General features: G+C 63.4%; 14 protein-coding genes. 11 read left to right on the top strand and 3 right to left on the bottom strand.

Going from position 1 to position 17,290, the window contains the following annotated elements:
* Nucleotides 1-4: 4 nt before the first annotated feature.
* Nucleotides 5-472, bottom strand: a complete 468-nt coding sequence (locus ACN6KF_RS03775; protein ID WP_434955548.1) for a hypothetical protein — start codon at nucleotides 470-472, stop codon at nucleotides 5-7.
* A gap of 322 nt (nucleotides 473-794) precedes the next feature.
* Here ACN6KF_RS03775 and ACN6KF_RS03780 point away from each other — a divergent pair, with 322 nt between their 5' ends.
* The 4 genes from ACN6KF_RS03780 (at nucleotide 795) to ACN6KF_RS03795 (ending at nucleotide 3,986) form a co-directional block, all read left to right on the top strand.
* Nucleotides 795-1,214: a hypothetical protein gene (locus ACN6KF_RS03780; protein WP_434955549.1), complete on the top strand. Its 420-nt coding sequence runs from the start codon at nucleotides 795-797 to the stop codon at nucleotides 1,212-1,214.
* Between the two features lie 78 nt (nucleotides 1,215-1,292).
* The gene (gene agp, locus ACN6KF_RS03785) at nucleotides 1,293-2,528 is read left to right on the top strand and encodes a bifunctional glucose-1-phosphatase/inositol phosphatase (protein ID WP_434955550.1); all 1,236 of its coding nucleotides are present in this window, start codon (nucleotides 1,293-1,295) and stop codon (nucleotides 2,526-2,528) included.
* A 119-nt stretch (nucleotides 2,529-2,647) separates the two neighbouring features.
* A complete protein-coding gene (locus tag ACN6KF_RS03790) occupies nucleotides 2,648-2,902 on the top strand; it encodes a hypothetical protein (RefSeq protein ID WP_434955551.1) in 255 nt (84 codons plus the stop codon).
* Nucleotides 2,903-3,161: 259 nt separating this feature from the next.
* Nucleotides 3,162-3,986 carry an outer membrane protein gene (locus ACN6KF_RS03795; protein WP_434955552.1) on the top strand — a complete coding sequence of 275 codons (825 nt, stop codon included), beginning with the start codon at nucleotides 3,162-3,164 and terminating at the stop codon, nucleotides 3,984-3,986.
* Between the two features lie 35 nt (nucleotides 3,987-4,021).
* On the opposite strand, the gene ACN6KF_RS03800 is transcribed toward ACN6KF_RS03795, so the two are convergent.
* Nucleotides 4,022-4,666 (bottom strand): TetR/AcrR family transcriptional regulator, encoded by a 645-nt coding sequence (locus ACN6KF_RS03800; protein ID WP_434955553.1) that lies wholly within the window; start codon nucleotides 4,664-4,666, stop codon nucleotides 4,022-4,024.
* Between the two features lie 95 nt (nucleotides 4,667-4,761).
* On the opposite strand from ACN6KF_RS03800, the gene ACN6KF_RS03805 reads away from it, so the two are divergent.
* Together ACN6KF_RS03805 and ACN6KF_RS03810 are read left to right on the top strand one after the other, a co-directional pair.
* A complete protein-coding gene (locus ACN6KF_RS03805; protein WP_434955554.1) occupies nucleotides 4,762-6,153 on the top strand; it encodes a cytochrome P450 in 1,392 nt (463 codons plus the stop codon).
* Between the two features lie 182 nt (nucleotides 6,154-6,335).
* Complete coding sequence (locus ACN6KF_RS03810) at nucleotides 6,336-7,151, top strand: hypothetical protein (RefSeq protein WP_434955555.1); 816 nt, start codon at nucleotides 6,336-6,338, stop codon at nucleotides 7,149-7,151.
* A 23-nt stretch (nucleotides 7,152-7,174) separates the two neighbouring features.
* Here ACN6KF_RS03810 and ACN6KF_RS03815 read toward each other — a convergent pair whose 3' ends face one another.
* A complete protein-coding gene (locus ACN6KF_RS03815; RefSeq protein WP_434955556.1) occupies nucleotides 7,175-8,464 on the bottom strand; it encodes an aminotransferase class V-fold PLP-dependent enzyme in 1,290 nt (429 codons plus the stop codon).
* A gap of 251 nt (nucleotides 8,465-8,715) precedes the next feature.
* Here ACN6KF_RS03815 and ACN6KF_RS03820 point away from each other — a divergent pair, with 251 nt between their 5' ends.
* From ACN6KF_RS03820 to ACN6KF_RS03840, 5 genes are all read left to right on the top strand, one after another.
* On the top strand, nucleotides 8,716-10,767 hold the full coding sequence (locus tag ACN6KF_RS03820; RefSeq protein WP_434955557.1) for a caspase family protein: 2,052 nt from the start codon (nucleotides 8,716-8,718) through the stop codon (nucleotides 10,765-10,767).
* A gap of 524 nt (nucleotides 10,768-11,291) precedes the next feature.
* Entirely contained in the window at nucleotides 11,292-13,610 is a 2,319-nt protein-coding gene (locus ACN6KF_RS03825) for an FdhF/YdeP family oxidoreductase (protein ID WP_434955558.1), read from the top strand.
* The gene (locus ACN6KF_RS03830) at nucleotides 13,607-13,897 is read left to right on the top strand and encodes a hypothetical protein (RefSeq protein WP_434955559.1); all 291 of its coding nucleotides are present in this window, start codon (nucleotides 13,607-13,609) and stop codon (nucleotides 13,895-13,897) included. Before ACN6KF_RS03825 ends, ACN6KF_RS03830 begins: the two co-directional genes overlap by 4 nt.
* An 89-nt stretch (nucleotides 13,898-13,986) precedes the next feature.
* Nucleotides 13,987-15,210, top strand: coding sequence for a multidrug effflux MFS transporter (locus tag ACN6KF_RS03835; protein ID WP_434955560.1), 1,224 nt, complete (start codon nucleotides 13,987-13,989; stop codon nucleotides 15,208-15,210).
* Between the two features lie 873 nt (nucleotides 15,211-16,083).
* Entirely contained in the window at nucleotides 16,084-17,142 is a 1,059-nt protein-coding gene (locus ACN6KF_RS03840; RefSeq protein WP_434955561.1) for a methyltransferase, read from the top strand.
* Nucleotides 17,143-17,290 lie beyond the last annotated feature (148 nt).

Consider the following 17,290-nt stretch of genomic DNA (forward strand, 5'->3'; position numbering starts at 1 on the left):
GATATCAGGGCGCTGGGGCCAGCCCGGATGGGGACAGCAATTGCCAGCGGCCTTCTTCTTGCTTCAGCCAGACCTTGATGCGTGTCCCGTCAGCCGGGAGGTCACGGATGGTGCCGCCCGGTCCGGCCCAGCCCGAAGGTCGTCCATAGGCACGCCAACCCTGCGCCTCGATGCGTTGGCCGGTGAGTGCGCGCGATCCCTTCTCCACCGTGCCGACCTCGATCGTCAGCGTGAAGACTTCGTCGACGAATGCGCCTCTTTCGAAAAAGGAAATGTCATCGCGTCTTTTCACCCATTCCGGCACCTTCTTGGCGGCGGTGGCGGCCACCGAGCGGCCCGTGAGGATGAGATCGGCCTCGGCGGTGAGGGCAGCCTGCGACATGTCGGGAATTGCGGCCGGCGCGGCTGTGCCGATGACGGCCATTGCTCCAGCCAGCATCAGGATGAGGGTATTCCTGCGATGTCGGTTCATAGCCGCCTATTTCGTCCCACTGAATTCAGGCTTTGTCATTGGGCCATATTACCTTGATCTTCGAAGAGCTTCTGTCCCCTCTAGAACAGACAGGCAGACAGTCTTCTCAAACCGTTGGAGTGGCTGCTGTGGCCGGTTTGTTTTGTGTACTCCAAGGGAAAGTATTTTGGTTTTTAGTTTATAAGGTATATTTCTACCTTTTGTTTTCGTCTTCCAATAAATTCAAGATATCGCTATGGTTTCCGGAGTTATTTATAGCGTTCTAGCTTGACAATATTGGGTTTTATGGTCGGATCACCCCAGTCAAAGGGGCGTATCATTCATGAAACATGCATCTGTTTTCTGTTTTGCCGCAGCAAGTGCGGCGGCGGTCTTGCTTGCCGACACGGTGCCGGCCGATGCTGGTACCATCGTCCGGACCGTTGCCCATGGCAAGCCGATGCCGGTGGTGCCTTTGTTCGGGCTGGCGCGGGAAACCTGCGGCGTATACCCCCTGCATGATGTGCGGATCGAACGTCAGCCCCAGCACGGCGCGGCCAGGATCGCCAAGGTCAGCGTTAAATTGCCGGCATCGTTCGGGGTCTGCGCCGGAACCAACGTCACTGCGCCCTGGGTCATCTACCAGCCGGCCGGCAACTATGCAGGGGGCGACAGCTTCGGCGTTTCCTGGCGCATTGCGCCAAATGTGCTTGAATATACCAGTCGCTACGAAAGCTATGAGGTTGATCTGACCGTGAAATAGGAGACGGCACTTTGCGGCGAGGCGACAATCTCCTCCGCCTGTGCCACTGATGGAGGTGGGCAAGGGGGATGAATCGCCATGATTGCACGACATGTCGCTCTACTGGCCGCGATGGCTTGCGCCTTTTTGGCGACGCCGGCGTTGGCCGAGCCGGTACCTGAAGGCTACAAGCTCGAGCAGGTGCTGATGCTCAGCCGGCACAATCTGCGCGCGCCGCTGGCCAACAGCGGCAGTGCGCTCGCCAAGGTCACCGAGAGGAAATGGCCGGAATGGGAGGTGCCTGGCGGCAATCTCACGGTCAAGGGCGGTATTCTCGAAACCTATATGGGCCGCTCCATCGGCGGCTGGCTGGCCGAGAACGGCCTCATCGCCAAGGATGCCTGTCCGGCGCCGGGCAGCGTCCACATCTATGCCAACAGCCTGCAGCGCACGGTCGCGACGGCACAGTTCTTCGTCGCCGGCGCCTTTGCCGGCTGCGATGTCGCCGTGCACCATCAGGACAAGATGGGCACGATGGATCCCACCTTCAATCCGTCCATCCGTGCCGACAGCGATGGCTTCCGCGAGCAGGCGGTCACGGCGATGGTTGCGCAGGCCAAGACGACGCCGCTCGCGCCGGGCTACCGGCTGCTCGACGGCATCCTCGCCTTCAAGGCCTCGCAGAGCTGCAGGCAGGACAAGCTCTGCGATCTGACCAAGAGCGACGACAGCTTCACCGCCAAGGCTGGCGAGGAACCGGGCACCAAGGGCCCGCTCAAGCTCGGCAATGCCGTGGTCGATGCTTTCACCCTGCAATATTATGAGGGCTTCCCGCCCGGCGAGGTCGCCTGGGGGAGGATCCGCAACGAAGCGCAATGGCGCTCGCTCGCCGCCATCAAGAATGGCTACCAGGAGGCTCTGTTCACCACGCCTGCCGTGGCCCGCGACGTGGCCGGCCCTATGCTGGCCTATATTGCCGGTGCCCTGGTGAAGCCGGAGGCCGGCAAGGCCGTGCCGGTGACGATACTGTTCGGACACGATTCCAATGTCGCTTCCGTCCTCGCTGCGCTCGCGGCCGAGCCCTATGTGCTGCCGGGACAGGACGAGAAGACGCCGATCGGCGGCGTCATCCAGTTCCAGCGCTGGCGCGACGGCAAGGGCAATCGCGACCTGTTCCGGCTCGACTATGTCTATCAGACCAAGGCGCAATTGCGCCAAGGCACCAAGCTCACGCCAAAGAACCCACCGCGCCGGGTGACATTGAAGCTCAAGGGGTGTCCCACCGACAAGGACGGCTTCTGCGCCTGGAGCGATTTCGTCAAGGCGCTGCCGTAGGACGACGATGGCGAGCAAGCTCTCTGAGCGGCTGCGCCTTATTCTCGAGGCCTTACCGCAGCGACCGGGCCTGCGCGTGTTGGAGATTGGTTGTGGGCCGGGTGCACTGGCGGCGGGCTATGGCGGCGCGCATCGGCGATGGCCATGTGCTGGCGATCGACCGCTCCGTCCGTGCGATTGCGCAGGCCGTCATAAGCTCCAGGGTTGAGATCATGGCGGGGCGGCTCAGCTTCCGGGAGGTCGCCGCCGAGGCCTTCGTGCTGGAAGACGGTGAGATGCCCTATGATCTGGCTGTCGCCATCGAGCCGGTGCACTCGATGGGCGATATCCGGCGGCCGGCGAGACGGTGCGGCTTCGCCTCGCGGCTGCGTTGAGGCCCGGGGGCGACTTTTCCTCGATGGTGGTGATCCTTTGTACGAGATAATGCTGAATGGGGTTCAGGATTCAAAATGACGGCGGTATCTGTTGTCGCTTTTCCTTAAGAATTCGAGGAATTTAAGCGCAATCTTGAGTTGCATTTTTACTTGAATCTTATTGAAATTACGTTCACGAAAACTTCAGAATTCTGACATTCGGTCTTCATCCATCCGCCGCTATCACCACGCGTCAGGAATGAGCTCGGTGGGGCAGGCAATGCGTGTTTGGGTGGGGATAGCCGCGCTGGTCGCGGCATTGGGGACGGTGGAGACTGCGGGGGCGGCCGATCTGGCGCCGGCCGTTGTCGAGCCCGCGGTTCCCTTGGAGGCGCCGAGCTGGACGGGCTTCTATGCCGGTCTGCATGCCGGTTACGGCTTTGGCGCGGGCCAGGATGTCGATATCGCCCGCATCTCGCGCAACAACGAGGTGCAATGGCGCAGCAAGGCGGGCACAGTCTCGCCTTCAGGGGTCTTCGGGGGTGGCCAGCTCGGCTATAATCTGCAATATGGCGCCTTCGTCGTTGGCCTGGAGACCGATATCGACGTCAGCGGCGTCGAGGACACGGCCCGTGGCCAGTTCGAGCCCTGGAAGGCGCCCTGGGGCAACAGTCCCGGCTATTATTACAGCTATCGCAACCGCGCCAAGGCGCAATGGTTCGGCACGCTGCGTCCACGTCTCGGTTACGCCTATGGCGATTTCCTGTTCTATGTCACGGGTGGCCTTGCCTATGGCGGCATCAAGAGCCAGTCCGATTTCATCGATGGCGGTGTCGGCTCCGGAGGGTTCCACTACGCCGGCCATGTCTCCAAGAGCGAGACCAAGGCCGGTTATGTGCTCGGCGCCGGCATGGAATACGCTTTTGCGCCGAACTGGACCGCAAAGCTCGAATATCAATATCTCGATTTCGGCGATCAGAAGGCCCACGCCAATGAATATTGGCCGAATGCCACGCCACCTGCCTACAATGACTACATGCTCTACCACACCAAGATCAGCACCGCCTTTCATACGGTGCGGCTCGGCGTGAACTACCATTTTTGAGGGTTTGTGGGTGGCTCGCCTCCCGGGCCACCCTATTACAGCAGCGCCTGCAGACTGGGCGCGAGATAGGGGCGCAGCAGGCTGCGGACCTGGCCGAGGCCCCAGGCCAGATGCTCCGGCGTTAGGGCATCGATGCCCTCGTGGACGTCGAGATAGAGTGCCCAATACGTCGCTACGATCCACAGATTGGCGAGCAGTGGCTGGAACTGGTCGTCCGGGACGACCAGCAATCCTCGTTCGCGCAGGACTTGCGCCAGTGTTTCGACGGCGCCACGCAGATGCGCGCTGAGCGCACGCACGCGCAGCCGCAATTCGGGTGAGAGCGCAAGCAGGCCGATCATGTCGCGCAGCAGGAAGCGATACTCCCAGATCAAGGCAAACCAGCGCTCCAGTAATCCGAAGGATGTTGCCGGATCGGCCGTACCCTCGGTTCCTTCCGCCAGCAACGCCATGGCATCGGCCTCGAAGCGGTCGAGCACGGCCGCGACCAGCGTCTCCTTGGTGCGGAAATGGTAATAGAGATTGCCTTCGTTGATGCCGGCGGCGGCGGCGATCTGCGCCGTGGTGACACGATCAGGCCCGTTCTCGTTGAACAGGCCGAGAGCAAGCGAGACGATACGCCCACGCGTCTCTCCGCCCTTGCTGGTTGCTGCCTTTCTTGCCTTCGTCCCCGTCGCCATGCGTCTCCGTCCTAATTTAAGGTGCTCACCTTAATGTCGCCTAACTCTAAGGTCATTACCTTAAATCGATTGCTGGTACGGGTACAATTCAGGCGATGGAGGCCGGCGTGAACATTGCAGTCGATCCCGTGATTTCCGAGGCGAGCGAAGGCGTCGCTGTCAGCCGCAGTTCCCTGCTGGCGGTGTTCTCGGCCATGATCACCAATCCACTCAAGGTCATCCCGCCCGAGGCCTTCAGGGAACCGCTGGTGATCACGCGCAGCGGCGGCAAGCTGCGGATCTTCCTCACCGATCCCGTGCTGATCCACGAGGCGTTGACCACCAACAGCGCCGCTCTCGGCAAGGGCGAGGACACAAGGCGCGGCCTCGGCCCGGCGCTCGGGCAGGGGCTGCTCACAGCCGATGGCGAGCACTGGAAATGGCAACGCCAATCGGTGGCGCAGGGCTTCCGGCACGAGAAGCTGCTTGCCTTCCTGCCCACCATGATCGCCGCCGCGGAGCGCACGCGCATGCGCTGGCACGAGACGGGCCCCGGCGCTGAATTCGATATCGGGCACGAGATGATGCACACCACCTTCGATATCATCGTCGAGACCATGATGTCCGGGCAGGGCGCGATCGATGCCGAGGCGGTGGAACGCAGCGTCACCCGCTACCTGGAAGGATCGGGCTGGACCTTCGCCATGGGCCTGCTCAGGGCGCCGGACTGGTTGCCCTATCCGGGGCGGGGCGGCATCACGCGATCGGCGGGCTATTTGCGCACGACGCTGTCGCGGGTGGTGGCCGAGCGCCGACTGTCGTCCGAGCAGCGGCAGGACCTGCTCGGCCTGCTGCTGTCGGCCGTCGACCCTGAAAGCGGACGCCGAATGAGCGACGGGCAGGTGGTCGACAACCTCTTGACCTTCGTCATGGCTGGCCATGAAACCACGGCGCTCGGCCTCGCTTGGACGTTCCATCTCCTCGTCACCCATCCGGATATCGAGGCACGCGTCCTGGCAGAAATCGAGGCCGTAACCGGGGAGGCCGGCGCGGTGCTGCCGGAGCACATTGCCAACCTCGCCTATACGCGCCAGGTATTCCAGGAGGCGATGCGGCTCTATCCGCCGGCGGCGATCATTCCGCGTGTCGCATTGGCCGATTTCAAGCTCGGCCAGCACGTCATTCCCGTCGGAGCGGCGATCTATGTGCCCATCTATGCGGTGCACCGCCATACCAGCCTGTGGGAGGAGCCGGAGCGCTTCGATCCCGATCGCTTCGCCCCGGAGCGGGCGAAAGGACGCCACCGCTATGCCTATATGCCGTTCGGCGCCGGGCCGCGCACCTGCATCGGCAGTGCCTTTGCCATGCTGGAGGCGGTCGCGATCCTGGCCGTGCTGTTGAAGAGCTTTTCGCTACACCCCGTCGATGCGTCCGAACCCAAGCCAAAGCTGCGCATTACGCTGCGCCCGGATCGTAAGCTGCGGATGAAGGGGGTGCAGCGGCGGTAGCGAAGGAACGCAATCGTTTTGTGGACTGCTTGTGATGTTGATCCCCGCTTGCCGAAGGTCACGTCCGTGTAACCAGCGAAACTCGACTGTGATTTCTCAAGAAGAAATCCGGCCTGATCTGATGACATGCCCGCTGCTCGGCGATAACACGAGTACATCGTCAATCTGGATCAAGCGGCCCCATGAGTGTGCTCGACGCATTTCCCACCCGCCCTCTGCGGGCGAACCGTATCGGCATCAGCCGCCTCACGGGGTGTTTCGTCGTTCTGGTCGGCTTCGCCCTCGCGGGCGGCATTGGCTGGTGGCAGGTCGAGGATCTGTGGCGCGATTACAAGATCAGCCGCAATTACGAGATCGCCGACGATGCGCGGATTTCGAATGGCGAGTGCAAGACCCGCAAGCTCATCTTCACCGATTGCTCCGCCACCATCACGGCACCCGACGGCGCCAGGAGCAGGGTCGAGATGATGTTCGTGGACATGCATGCCGGAGACTATGAAACGGGGGTTGTGCGCTCGCGCGAGGATCCCCAGCTGCTGACACTGGAGCTGGGCGTCGAGAAGATCACCGATCGCGTCCTCACCTTCCTCGCATTTGTCGGTGGGTTTGCCGCCCTTGGCATCGCGGGCCTTGCCATGCTGCTCAAGGCATCGAGACTCAGGCGGGCGGTGGCCGAACCGGTTGTCATGAGACCTGTCGTCGCCAAGGTCCTGACGCAGGCCCGGACCTGGCTGAACTACACGATCAAGTATGAATATTCGCTCGACGGCAAGACCCGCAAGGCGACCAGCGTCTTGAAGAAGAAGGAGACGCCGTTCTTCCTCGGCACCGAGGAGCGCCAGGTGCTCGCAGTTGTGCCTCAGACGACCTCGACGCCGATCCTGCTCGATGCCGGGCTCGAGATGCTCGATCTTACCGACGAGGAACGCGCCGCCGTCCAGGCGGCGGTCTCGCAGGTGCAGGATGATATCCGGCTCGACCGCAGCATGCGCTGGTGAGGGCCGGACTGGAGCGTTTTGCGTCAGGCTGCGGCCACGGCCGTCAGGGCGGCGATGAGGCGGTCGAGCTCGGCTTCGGTGGTGTAGACGGCCGGGGAGACGCGGATGCATTGGCCGGCGGCCACGCCGGCCCGACGCACGGTGAGCACCATGAACTCGTCCCTGAGCCGGGTGACGATGGCGGTGTTGTCCTCCTTGCTCACCTTGCCATTGATCCGGAACGAGGTGATGCCGGCATGCAGGGCCGGATCGTTCGGTGTCAGGATCTCGATGGCGCCGATGCCGGCGACGCGCTCGACCCAGTAATTGCGCAGATGGCTGACCCTGGCATGTTTGGCCGCGACGCCGATCGACTGGTGCAGGTCGAGCGCCGCCGGGATGGTGAGCGCGGCGGCGAAATTGAGCGTGCCGATGTGGATGCGCGAGCGGATGTCCTCGGCCGGCCAGTCCTTGTCGCCCATATGGGTGTCGATATCAGCAAGGCGGCCCTTGTGGATATAGAGGAAGCCGAGCCCGACCGGCGCGCCGATCCATTTGTGCAGGTTGAAGCCGGCGAAGTCGACGCCGAGATCGGTCATGTCGAGCGGCAACTGGCCCCAGCTATGGGCGGCATCGAGGATGACGTCGACGCCCTTGGCGCGCGCCATCGCCGTGATCTCGCGCACCGGCATCACCAGTCCGGTGCGGTGAGACAGATGGGTGAGCAAAAGGAGCTTCGCCTTGGGCGTTTCCTCCAGCACCTTGCGATAGGTTTCCAGCACGGCCTCGCGCGTGGCCGGCTCTGGGATGGCGAAAGTCTTGACCGTGACGCCGCGGCGGCTCTCGAGCATGCCCATGGCGTATTGCATGGAATCATAGTCGAGGTCGGCGTAGAGCACGGTATCGCCGGGCTGGAGCTTGTTGTAGCCGGCTATCAGTGTCTGCAGTGCCTCGGTGGCGCCACGGGTGATGGCGATCTCCTCGGGTGAGACGCCGAGCGCGGTGGCGACGCGGTCACGCACGGCGGCGAAGTCGGCATCGAAGGACTTGCGGGCATAGAGCGTGTTCTGGCGGTTCACGCGCTGGATGTTCTCGACATAGGTCTCCAGCACCGGTCGGGCCATGATGCCCCAATAACCGTTTTCGAGATTGGCGGTGGAGCGGTCGACGTCATAGAGGTCGCGAACGCCAGACCAGAAGCCGGCATCGGTGGCAAGCTTGCTCGGGTCCGGTGCCGGCAGGGTGACGCTTTCGGCCGCCCGCGCCGGCCGCATCGCCGCCGCCATCACGGTGGTCAGCAGCCCGCTGATCAGGAAATTGCGACGCTGGATCATGGTAGCCCCCGGAATTGATGCGAGTCGAAACTGCCGATGTGGATAGGGCCGGGGTATGACGGGGGGATGAAGGATAGGCATTGTTGGAGGCTGATCCCGGGACCACTCCAAATAAGGTCAGCCCACTGCAACATGCTGGGTAGAATTTTCATCGTTCGCAGCCCATGGACATTCGTGCCCGATTGTTCCATCGGAGATAGGCGCGCCGCCCTTTGGCGGCCATGGAGTCTCCAGAACGGTCCGATTGTCCGATGAAACGCTGCCTTGCCCTGTTGCTCTTCCTTGCCGTGGCCTTCGTGCCGGAGGTCGCCCTTGCCGGCCGGCGCGTGGCGTTGCTGATCGGCAATAGCGACTATGCCAAGGTGGCGCGCCTCGCCAATCCCGGGCGCGATGTCGGGCTGTTGAAGGAGACGCTCCAGAAGGCCGGCTTCGATGCGGTCGATACCGTGGTTGACGCCGACCGTGCCGGCATGATCGCGGCGCTGCGGCGCTTCCAGGCGAGCGCGTCGAATGCCGATATCGCGGTGGTCTATTTCTCCGGCCACGGCATCGAGATCGGCGGCGAGAACTATCTGGTGCCGATCGATGCGCATCTGATCAGCGATCGCGACGTCCAGGACGAGACGCTGGCGCTGTCGCGCGTGGTCGAGGCGACGGATGGAGCCGGCCAGCTCAAGCTGGTGATCCTCGATGCCTGCCGCAACAATCCCTTCCTCGCCAAGATGTCGCGCACGCGCGGCACGCGCTCCGTCGGCAAGGGGCTGGCACGGGTGGAGCCGGAGGGTGACAATGTGCTCGTCGCCTATGCCGCCCGTGAGGGCAGCGTGGCGCTGGATGGCAACGGCATCAACAGCCCCTATGCGCAGGCGCTGGCGCGCTATCTCACCCGGCCCGGCCTCGACATCCGCCTCGCCCTCGGCAAGGTGCGCGACGACGTGCTCAGCGCCACCGACCGCCAGCAGACGCCCTTCTTCAATGGTTCGCTGGGCGGCGACGTCATCACCCTGGCGCCTGCGACAGGCGGGCAGGTGGCGATGGTGCCGCCGGCCGAACCACCGCCTCCCGTCGAGCCACCGCCGCGCAAGCAGACCAAGTTCACGCCGCAGGTGGTGCCGCCCTCGCTGTTCCAGAATGGCGGGGCCGCTAGCGGTGCGATGCTGCGCATGAGCGATCCGCGCATCTGGCAAGTGGTCAAGGATGTCGACATGCCTGAGGTGATCGAGGAATTCCGGGACCGTTTCCGCGACTCTCGCGATGCCGGCGAGGCGGAGGAGAGGCTCAAGCAGCTTCTGGGTGTCAGCGAGCTCGATCCACTGCCCCCGCCGGCCGGCGAGCGCATCCCCGCGCCTGAAACCGAATGTGATCGCATCGGGGCGGCGCCGCTCGATCCTGACACCGTGATGCGGCGCACCCGAACGGCCTCGCCCAAGGAGATCGTCGCGGCCTGCGAGGCGGCCCTCAAGCAATATCCGCGCGAGCGGCGCTTCATGCATCAGCTCGGCGATGCGCTCGCCGATGCCGGCCAGAACGACAAGGCGCTCGCCATGAATTTGCGGGCTGGCATTGCCGGCAGCCAGGGCGGCTGGATCAGCTCCGGCCGCCTGTTCAAGGCCAGGGCCGGCGGAGCCAGCAACCCGGACGGCAACAGCTCCATCTCCCTCACCATGGCCTGGCAGCAGCCGCTCGGCTCCTTCTTCTTCAAGCGCGGCTTCGTCGAGCCCTTCGAGCGCATGCGGGGCAAGGCTGGCGTCACACGGGAACTGAGCAAGGCCGCAGCGTCCGGCGACCAGGCCGCCAATGTCTGGATCGGCTACATGTATCTCTTCGGCTTCAACGTGCCGAAGGACTATGCCAAGGGCATGGCGGCGCTCGACAAGGCCCGCCTGTCGCGTCCCGAAGACACCGGCATCCATCTCGCCTTGATGCTGAAGACCGGCTACGGCGTGCGCCAGGACGTCAAGGATGCGCTGGAGGAGTTCGGCAAGGCGCAGAAGGCCGATAACAGCTACGCCACCTATCAACTCGCCTTGATGTATCTGGATGGGCTCGGCGTGCCGCAGAACTATGCCGCTGCCGCCCGCATGATGGGCGATGCCGCCGTCGGCGGCGATCCGCGAAGCGTCGACGACATCCTTGCCAATTTCGCCAAATGGCCGCGGGAATACCGGGTCGTGCTGCAGCAGGAATTGCTCAAGCGCAACCTCATCGAAGGCAAGGCCGATGGCGAGCTCGCGCCCGGCATGACGGAGGATCTGCGCAAGCTCGCTCCAATGCCGACGGCCCCGATGGCAGCTACGCCTTAAGCGCATCTCTTTCAAGGTCTTTGCAAGGTACTTGAAAGTGAATGGATTTGTGTAAGGTGTGGGGCTCCGCGACCTCAACGATAAGGTAGCGCAATTCCGGTTCGATGGCCTGCAAGCACCTTGAACGGGGCGCGCTTTAAGCGGCGCATCCCTTTGCCAGTTTTCGCGCAACGGTTTGACCTCATTCCCGGAGATGATTTGCGTTATGGCTCGGTATGAGCCCGGCGCTGAGGCGCCATGCAATACATGCAGATCTGCTTTAGGGAATGAGAGTTGATGCCTTTGAAATGAGCACGAAGCGCGTTTTCGCATCGCCGATGCGTCTATAGCGACATGTTATTGCGCAGTATGACTGGGAATGACCCATGTCACGCAGTTTGTAATTCGTATAAATATGAACAAGACTGCATATAAATACTGAATGGGGGCAATATCCTATCGCACGATAGAATATTTCGATTTGATAAAACTGGCTATCGTCCATATGTCGCGAGGGCAGTTTTTCAGATCGTTGCGAGCCCTCCATGAACGAGACCACGAAGACCGAGACAGCCAAGACCGGACTTCGCAAGGCGGCCGCCGGTGGCTGGGGAGCGCTCAAGAGCTGCGGCCGGCATCTGTTGGCGAGTGGTTCGCCGCTGACGGGCGCGCGCACCATGCTGAAGGCGAACCAGCCCGATGGTTTCGACTGCCCGGGCTGCGCCTGGGGTGATCCCGAGCATGGTTCCTCCTTCGAGTTCTGCGAGAACGGCGTCAAGGCCGTGGCCTGGGAGGCGACCGACAAGCGCACCACGCCGGTGTTCTTCCGAGAGCATACGCTCGCCGAGCTGAGCCGCTGGAGCGATTACGAACTGGAAGCCCAGGGCCGGCTGACCCATCCGATGCGCTATGACCAGGCCAGCGACCGCTACGAGGCGATCGCCTGGGAGGAGGCCTTCCAAGAGATCGGCGCCCATCTCAATGCACTGGCCAATCCTGATCAGGCCGAGTTCTATACGTCGGGCCGGGCCAGCAACGAGGCCGCCTTCCTCTACCAGCTCTTCGTACGGTTCTACGGCACCAACAATTTCCCGGACTGCTCAAACATGTGCCACGAGGCCAGCGGCGTCGCCTTGCGCCAGGCCATCGGCGTCGGCAAAGGCACGGTGTTGCTCGAGGATTTCGAGGAGGCGGATGCCATCTTCGTCGTCGGCCAGAACCCTGGCACCAACCATCCCCGCATGCTCGGCGACCTCAGGCGCGCAGCGATGCGCGGTGCCCGCGTAGTGGTATTCAACCCGGTGCGCGAGCGGGGCCTCGAACGCTTCGCCGACCCACAGGACAAGCTCGAAATGCTGCGTGGCGGCTCCAAACCCGTCGCCAGCGACTATTTCCAGCCGCGCCTCGGCGGGGACATGGCTGCCTTCCGCGGCATGGGCAAGACCGTCTTCGCCCGCGATGACGCCGAGCGCGCCGCTGGCCGGCCGACCCTGTTGGACGAAACCTTCCTGGCCGAGCACACCCATGGCCTTGCCGCCTACCGCGCCGCCGTCGAGGCCACGAGCTGGGAGGAGATCGAGGACCAGTCGGGCCTGACGCAGGTCGAGATCGAGACGGCCGCCGACATCTACCTGTCGGCCGAGAAGGTGATCTGCACCTGGGCCATGGGCGTGACGCAGCATCTCCATTCGGTTGCGACCATCCGGGAGATCACCAACTTCCTACTGCTGCGCGGCCATGTCGGCCGTCCCGGCGCGGGGCTGTGCCCGGTGCGCGGGCACTCCAATGTGCAGGGGGACCGCACCGTCGGCATCAACGAGAAGCCACCGGCCGCCTTTCTCGACGCGCTCGCCCGCGAGTTCGACTTCGAGCCACCGCGCGCCGACGGCCACAACGTGCTTGCCGCCATCGGCGCCATGCTCGACGGCAGCGCCAAGGCTTTCATCGGTCTCGGCGGCAATTTCGCCCGCGCCACGCCGGACTCGCCCCTGGTGGAAAAGGCGCTCCGGGCCTGCGACCTCACCGTCCACATCGCCACCAAGCTCAACCATTCGCATCTGATGCCGGGGCGCGCCGCCTATCTATTGCCCTGCCTCGGCCGCACAGAGGTCGACCGCAACAGCGCGGGCAAGATCCAGATCGTTACGGTCGAGGATTCGATGAGCATGGTGCACGGCTCGGGTGGCATCAACCCGCCGGCCTCCAAGGAGCTGCGCTCGGAAGTCGCGATCGTCGCCGGCATCGCCGCCGCGACCGTCGGCTCGCACAAGGTCGATTGGGCAGCGCTTGCCGACAATCACGATTTGATCCGCGACAGGATCGCCCGCACCATTCCCGGCTTCGAGGACTACAATGCGCGGGTGCGTAAGCCGCGTGGCTTCCATCTGCGCAATGCCGCCGCCGAGCGCGAGTGGAATACGCCGACCGGCCGCGCCAATTTCGCTGCCGTCCCATTGCCGGAGGCGACAGCCTTCCAGCAGGCTCGCGGGCGCCAAGGCGTCTTCGTATTACAGACCTTCCGCTCGCACGACCAGTACAACACCACGATCTACGGCCATGATGACCGCTATCGCGGCATCAAGGGCGAGCGCCGGGTGATCTTCATCCATCCCGACGACATCACCGCCATCGGTGCCGTGCCCGGCGAGATCATCGATCTGGTCGGCGAGCATGACGATGGCATCATTCGTGTCGCCGAGAATTTCCGGCTGGTCTCCTACGACATTCCGCGCGGCTGCATTGCGGGCTACTACCCCGAGGCGAACGTGCTGGTGCCGCTGTCGAGCGCCGGCGAGGAAAGCGACACGCCGACCTCCAAATCGGTGCTGGTTTCCCTGAGGAGCCGGGTGATGGTGGCCGCATGAGCCAAGAGGAAGAGGATTTGATGGCGACGATCGAGGCAATCCGCCGGCTCGACCCGCGTCTTTCGCCTCTCGATGGCGTCATCCTCGCCGCCGTGACCCTGGACATCGCCGACGATACAAGCAGCTTCGCGCGACTGTTCGAGGTGGAGCACGCCTTGGTGATCCGCGCCGCACATGACCTCACCGAGGAAGGACGCTGGCTCGACGTGGTGGAACGCCAGGCGCGGACGCAGCGCACCAAGGTGGCGATCAGCGAAGCGGGCAGGGCGCGGCTGGCCGGGCTGTAAAGGCGCCGATGGACGCTGCCGGTCCGCCGCCAAGCCCTATCGGCGCCCCCTGGAATCATCCTATGAAAGCAGTTCATAGGAATCCCATCATGACCGACACGACAAGCCACGAGCCCGTGGTGGGCAAGCTCGGGCGCACGGAATTCATCGTGCTGGTGGCCAGCCTCGTTGCCGTCAACGCCTTCGCGATCGACATCATGCTGCCCGGCCTGCAGCAGATCGGCGCCAGCCTCGGCGAGCCCGATCCCAACCGGCGACAATTGGTGATTCCAGCCTATCTGCTCGGCTTCGGCCTGCTGCAGCTCGTGTTCGGGCCGCTCTCCGACCGGTTTGGCCGGCGCGGACCGCTGTTGGTCGGGCTCTCCATCTATTGTGTAGCGGCCTTGTGCGCCTTCTTCACCTCGAACTTCAATGCCCTGGTGGCCCTGCGCTTCATCCAGGGCAGCGGCGCGGCAGCCTCCGCCGTAATCTCTACCGCGCTGGTGCGCGACGTCTTCGCCGGCAACCAGATGGCCAGGATCATGTCGCTGGTGTTCACCGTGCTGATGCTCTCGCCCATCCTCGCGCCCTCGCTCGGCCAGGGCCTGATGACGGTGATGGACTGGCGCGGCCTGTTCGGCTTCATGGCCGGGTGGGGGGTGATCGTCATCGCCTGGGTGTGGTGGCGCCTGCCAGAGACGCTGCAGCCCGAACACAAGCGCCCGCTCGGCTTCGGCGCCGTGATCGAAGGCTTCGGCATTGTCTTCGCCAACCGGGTCTCGCTCGCCTATATCATCGGCATGGCGGCGTTGTTCGGCGCGCTGATGGGCTTTCTCAATTCCTCCCAGCAGATCTATCGCGATGTCTTCGGTGTCGAGGCGATGTTTCCGCTGTTCTTCGCGGGCGGCGCGGCCTGCTCGGCGCTGGGCGGCATGGTGAATGCGCAACTGGTCAACCGCTACGGCATGCAGCTCCTGTCCTGGCTCGCGCTCATGGTGTTCGGCGCGGCGGCCCTGGCCATCCTCGTCGCCGCCTTGCTGCAGGCGCTGCCGCTCTGGCTGTTCTTCGGGCTCAGCGCGGTACAGTTCCTGGTCTTCAGCATGATCCTGTCGAATTTCGGCGCCCTGGCCATGGAGCCGCTCGGCGAGGTGGCGGGCACCGCGGCTTCGACCCAGGGCTTCCTGCAGATGGTGCCCGGCGCTGCCATCGGCATCCTGATCGGCCAGGTGTTCGACGGTACAGTGATCCCCCTCGCCATCGGCTATGTCGCCATGGTCGCGCTGACGGCGACCTGCGTGACGCTGATGGCGGGGAAGGGGCGCATCACGGGCTGACTTGCAAGCCAAACCACCGCGTCAACATTGTCATGGAAGGACGATGTTCTTCGACGGATTTCGAGGCGCGAAGAGATGGACTCCGTAGATTATCGCTGCCGCATCGTTCTTGCCGAAAATCCGCACCCAGTTTTCGGTGCGATGCGCTTGAGATAACCTTACGGCAATAAAAAAGGGAGGTCCGAAAACCTCCCTTAGATTTCAAGTTTTATCTGGTCATCAAGGTCGAAAGTCGCACTGGTCTCTACCTGAGGCGGTAATGACGCTGACGATTGACATCCCCGACTTCCATTCTTCCCTGTATTAGGGCTGTTGATCAGGAAGACTATACCCACTTTTCGCAATGTCAACCGGATTGAGGGAGTACATCCAAGTAGTATTGCGGAAAATAATATTTCATAAGGGTGGTTCAGTAATTTTTGTTCGTACGCTAACGGTTTTTCCCTCCGCGTTTCCTGGCTTAAAACGGGAACGCGCTAGGGCTATTCGTAGCCAGAGCTTCGAGCCCACTTTGGAGCAGGCGGACTGGCGGAAGAGAGACGGTGTCCTCCGCGATTGCCGTAGAGAACCCCGAGGTAACGGAAGGCTTTGGCCAAGCAGAATTGCCCGGAGAGATCCATCTGTGGGCCTCGCCGGGAAATTCTGCAAGCGTTTGATATCGTGCAGATTCCTCTTGATCGTGCCCGTGGCTCGAACAAGAGGAACGTGCTTGGGTTGAAGCGTTGCCCGCGACGCTTCCGTGCCGGGCGCGCTCGGCGGAGGCCAGCCATGCGGCGGTATGATTCAACTTCATCATTCCCGTGCGAGGCATCGATGGTCATGCTATTTTAGGTTGCAGACTTGGTCCATTACAAGCCGCTCGGGAGAGGTGCCATGGACGACAAGACGCGCCCAGCTTCAGTCCAGCAGATTTCTCCGACGGTCCAGGAACCTCCTCCGCATGTCAAGCTGATCCAGATCGCAATGGGCAGCTGGGTTGCGCGCATGGTCTGGGCGGCGGCGAAACTGGGCCTTGCCGATCAACTCGCCGCCGGCCCGCGCAGCGCCGACGAATTGGCAAGTCCGCTCGGCCTCCACGCGCCCTCGCTGTACCGCTTCATGCGCTGCCTTGCCAGCCTGGGTGTCCTCGGCGAACATCCCGGCCAGCGCTTCGCTCTGACGGAGCTGGGCGAGGCGCTCAAAACCGGCGCGCCGGGTGCGGCCAGGGCCACGGTGCTGACCTTCGGCAGTTCCTGGTTCTTTGGAGCCCTCGATGAGATCATCTATTCGCTGCAGACCGGCAAGACCGCCTTCGAGAAAGTACATGGCATGCCGGTTTTCGACTATCTCGGGCGACACCCGGACGAAGCTTCCCTGTTCAGCGAGACGATGGTCGGCGTGCATGGCCAGGAGCCGGCGGCCGTCGCCGCAGCCTATGATTTCTCGCCCTTCCGCACCGTGGTCGACGTGGGCGGGGCCACCGGCAATTTGCTCGCGGCGATCCTGGCCCAACATGCGGGGCCACGCGGCGTCCTGTTCGACCGGCCCTATGTGGTGGCCGAGGCGCCGGCCCTGCTCGAGGCGCGCGGCGTGGGGGCGCGCGTGACGATCGAGGCCGGCGATTTCTTCGAGACGGTGCCCGTGGGAGGCGATGCCTATGTGCTCTCCCACGTCATCCATGACTGGAGCGAGGCGCAGTGCCTGGCCATTCTTGCCCATGTCCACAAGGCCATGCAGCCCGACGGGCGGCTCCTGCTCGTCGAGATGGTGCTGCCCGCCGGCGATGCTCCCCATCCCGGCAAGCTGCTCGACATGGTGATGCTGACACTGCCCGGCGGCCAGGAGCGCACGGAAGAGGAATACCGGCAGCTTCTCGCCAAGGCCGGGTTCCGTCTGACGCGGGTGGTGCCGACCGAGTCGGCCGTGGGCGTCGTGGAGGCGGTGCGGGCGTAGGGAGGGTGTGATCCCGGCCATTTTGCAGCTGCAGCAGCGACCGGTGATGCACCGAATGTTGCAGCGATAGTCTCGTCATCGGGAGTACGATGTCGGCCAAAACCGGACCGCAAGTGGAGGATTCCGGCTCTCCACCCACCATTTGCCG

The organism is Labrys methylaminiphilus subsp. lupini, assembly GCF_051161885.1.
GTDB lineage: Bacteria > Pseudomonadota > Alphaproteobacteria > Rhizobiales > Labraceae > Labrys.